5 protein-coding genes are annotated in these 2,959 nt (G+C 64.9%); 3 read left to right on the forward strand and 2 right to left on the reverse strand.

Features of this window, described 5'->3' with window-relative positions:
* Both D3H34_RS31395 and D3H34_RS31400 read left to right on the forward strand, forming a co-directional pair.
* On the forward strand, positions 1-747 hold a 747-nt coding region (locus D3H34_RS31395; RefSeq protein ID WP_119558725.1), incomplete at its 5' end, for an alpha/beta hydrolase.
* A 114-nt stretch (positions 748-861) separates the two neighbouring features.
* Positions 862-1,308, forward strand: a complete 447-nt coding sequence (locus D3H34_RS31400; RefSeq protein ID WP_119558726.1) for an SRPBCC family protein — start codon at positions 862-864, stop codon at positions 1,306-1,308.
* Between the two features lie 15 nt (positions 1,309-1,323).
* Here D3H34_RS31400 and D3H34_RS31405 read toward each other — a convergent pair whose 3' ends face one another.
* Positions 1,324-1,770 (reverse strand): MerR family DNA-binding protein, encoded by a 447-nt coding sequence (locus D3H34_RS31405; RefSeq protein WP_119558727.1) that lies wholly within the window; start codon positions 1,768-1,770, stop codon positions 1,324-1,326.
* A 168-nt stretch (positions 1,771-1,938) separates the two neighbouring features.
* On the opposite strand from D3H34_RS31405, the gene D3H34_RS31410 reads away from it, so the two are divergent.
* The gene (locus D3H34_RS31410; protein ID WP_119558728.1) at positions 1,939-2,142 is read left to right on the forward strand and encodes a heavy-metal-associated domain-containing protein; all 204 of its coding nucleotides are present in this window, start codon (positions 1,939-1,941) and stop codon (positions 2,140-2,142) included.
* A 53-nt stretch (positions 2,143-2,195) separates the two neighbouring features.
* Here the strand turns inward: D3H34_RS31410 and D3H34_RS31415 are convergent.
* The coding region (locus D3H34_RS31415) for an alpha/beta hydrolase (protein WP_147400542.1) at positions 2,196-2,959 on the reverse strand (764 nt) is incomplete at its 5' end.

The raw sequence follows: 2,959 nt of genomic DNA on the forward strand, positions 1-2,959 counted from the left end.
GTCGGAAACACGCCGACACCGCCGCCCGCGGACACGTCGCGTGGCCGGGTGGTCAACAGCACGATGAAGTCGACCGCGACGGAAGCGACCTACCCGATCCAGGTCTACCTGCCGGCCGGCTACGACGGTGCCACCGCCAGCTACCCCACGATCTACATCACCGATGGCGACGCCGTCTACAACCAGAGCGTGACGCGCTTCCAGAACTTCACCGACATCCTCGAGAAGGCGGGCAAGAAGGCCATCGTGGTCGGCATCGGCGGCACGTCGCGCCGCAACACCGACTACCTGATGCCGGGCGCCAAGGCGTACCACGACTTCCTCTCCAACCAGCTGGTGCCGCATGTCGAATCGAACTACCGCGCCAACCCGGCCAAGCGCATGCTCTCGGGGTTGTCGAATGGCGGCGTGTTCACTGTGATCGCGTTCTTCACCGAAGGCGCAGCGGGACAGTTCACCTTCCAGTACTTCTTCGCCTCCGACCCGCCCGCCGCTGGCGCGCGCAGCCAGCTCGATCCGCTCGAAAGCCAGATGTACGCCAACAGCAGCGCGCGCGACATTCCCGTGACCCTGCTGCTGGGCTATGCCATCGGCAACGTCGGCGGCCCGGAGATCACCGCCCTGCGCGACCAGATCGCAGCGCGCAATTACAAGGGGCTGCAGCTGAGCGTGAAGGGCTACGAGGGTGGCCACACGCAGATGGACCTGCCGTCGTTCCAGGACATCGTGGCGCGGTTCATCGATTGAGGTTCGACACGTTGCCTCAGGGTTTTTCCTGACCCTGGGCGTGTCGATTCGCAGCCGGCTCATCCGACGTCATCACAGAGGGTCGTCCTCTGTTCTTCAAAGGAGAAAGCAACCATGGCCGCCAACACCGTTCGCCTGCACCGCGTGCTGCGCACCACCCCCGACAAGCTCTACCGGGCCTTCGTACAGGCCGGCGCATTCGAGCGCTGGCTGCCGCCTTTCGGATTCACCGGCAAGGTCCACACCATGGAGCCCGTGGTGGGCGGCGCGTGGCGCATGTCCTTCACCAACTTCGGCACCGGCCACAGTCACTCGTTCGGCGGCAAGTACCTGGAACTGGTGCCCGGGCAGCGCATCGCCTACGACGCCAGCTTCGACGACCCCCACCTGCCGGGCACGATGAAGACCACTGTGACCCTGACCGCGGTGTCCTGCGGTACGGACATGTCCGTCGTGCAGGAAGGCATTCCCGACGTGATTCCCGTCGAGATGTGCTACCTGGGCTGGCAGGAGTCGCTGATCGCGCTGGCCCAGTTGGTCGAGCCGAACATTCCGGGCTGAGGCCTCAAGCCAACGTCACCCGCGCCGTGCTTCGCAGCCGGCAAATCCTTTGAGCCCAGCCAGCTCGTCGAGGATCGGGCACTCCGGCCGCTCGTCACCTTCACAACAATGCGCGAGACGCTCCAACAGGCGCTTCATGTGCGCGAGCTCTTCGATGCGCAAGGCCAGGTCATCGGCCCGCTCGAGCGCGACGCGCTTCACATCGAAGCTCGCGCGGCGCCCGTCCTGCCACAGCGCGTGCAGCTCGACGACTTCCGCCGTGTCGAAACCCAGCGTGTGTGCCCGCCGCGCAAAGCGAAGTGTCGACACGGCACGTTCGTCGTAGCAGCCACCGCTCGCCGTGTCGTCCAGCAGTCCGAGCGATTCGCAGTCCTGCAGCAGCTGCGCCGACGCACCGGAGCGCGCCACCACGTCGGCAAGGGACAAGCGCGCCGCAGGGGTCGGCGCCGTGGAATGTTCCATGGGGTTCTCCTTCGAGCCAAAGCGCAAAGTCTCGACCTTCACACCATGGAAGAGTCAAGCGCAGGTGATGGCATGACCTTGGCGTGCAAGGGGTCAGGCTTTCGCCGCGTTTGACCTTCACACGATGCGAAGCTCGAGACTGGGAGCCATTCTTTTGAAAGGACTCCCATGCAAGCGTTTGAAATCCAGTCGATGACCTGCGGCGGCTGCGCCAGCCATGTCACCCGCGCGGTCAAGAACCTCGACCCGCAGGCCCGGATCGAGGTGGATGTGAAGCAAAGAACAGTGCGCATCGACACGACCGAAGACCGCCCCTCGCTGGTGGCAGCGTTGACGGAAGCCGGCTATCCGCCGAGCCCTTCGGCCGACTGAAATGCAGGGCAATGCGGCGTGCGAACCGGAGCGCTCCGGTTCGCTGTCATGCCCTACTTGAAGATCCGCACGATGGCGTCGTCGAACGCCAGCACGTCCGTGCCGACGTGGGTGGAGTTGAACTCCGTGTCGATGAGTTGCAGCCCCACGTAGCCTCGCTCGGACATCCGCTTGTACATCGCCTTCACCGGCACTTCGTTGCAGCCGCTGGCGCAGTGCGCCAGGATCAGCGTGACGGGCAGCGGCCGGCCGGCCAGCGCGTCGAACATCTTCTTTTCAAGCGCGTTGTTTTCGGCCTCCTGCTGCCAGAAGGCGGCCTCGATGGAAATGAAGTACGAGAACACGAGGTTGTCCGGCGCCTCCAGGAACAACGCCGTGGCCGCGAGGTTGCCGCTGGTCGACAGGCCGGTGAGCATGCGTTTCTTCGGGTCGGCGCGGTACTTCGATTCGATGAACGGCACCAGATCCTTCGTGAGGAAGGTGTGGTAGGCGTTGGCGCCCGGAAAGTTGTAGTCCTCCTGCCGGCGCGCGGTGTTGCCGATACCGACCAGGATCGCCTTGGTGCCGCGCTTGAGCAGCACGTTCTTGAGGTTCGTGAAGCGCGTGTCGGGCAGGCCGTTGGTCGCGTCGCCGTCGAAGGCATAGATGATCGGCACGGCATCGCTGCTGCTGTCGTAGGCCGCAGGAATGAAAACCTCGATCGGGTAGCGCACACCGTTGACGCTCGACGTCAACGTGTCCGCCACCACGCGGCCGTTGGCCGCAGGCGCCGGTTGCACGGGTGCCGTGCCGGTCGGCGGCAGGATCGGCACACCGC

This window comes from Acidovorax cavernicola (assembly GCF_003581445.1).

Excerpts from the sequence above, each read along its gene's own strand:
- D3H34_RS31400 (WP_119558726.1), top strand. The coding sequence starts at position 862 with ATGGCCGCCAACACCGTTCGCCTGCACCGCGTGCTGCGCACCACCCCC.
- D3H34_RS31410 (WP_119558728.1), top strand. The coding sequence starts at position 1,939 with ATGCAAGCGTTTGAAATCCAGTCGATGACCTGCGGCGGCTGCGCCAGC.
- D3H34_RS31405 (WP_119558727.1), bottom strand. The coding sequence starts at position 1,770 with ATGGAACATTCCACGGCGCCGACCCCTGCGGCGCGCTTGTCCCTTGCC.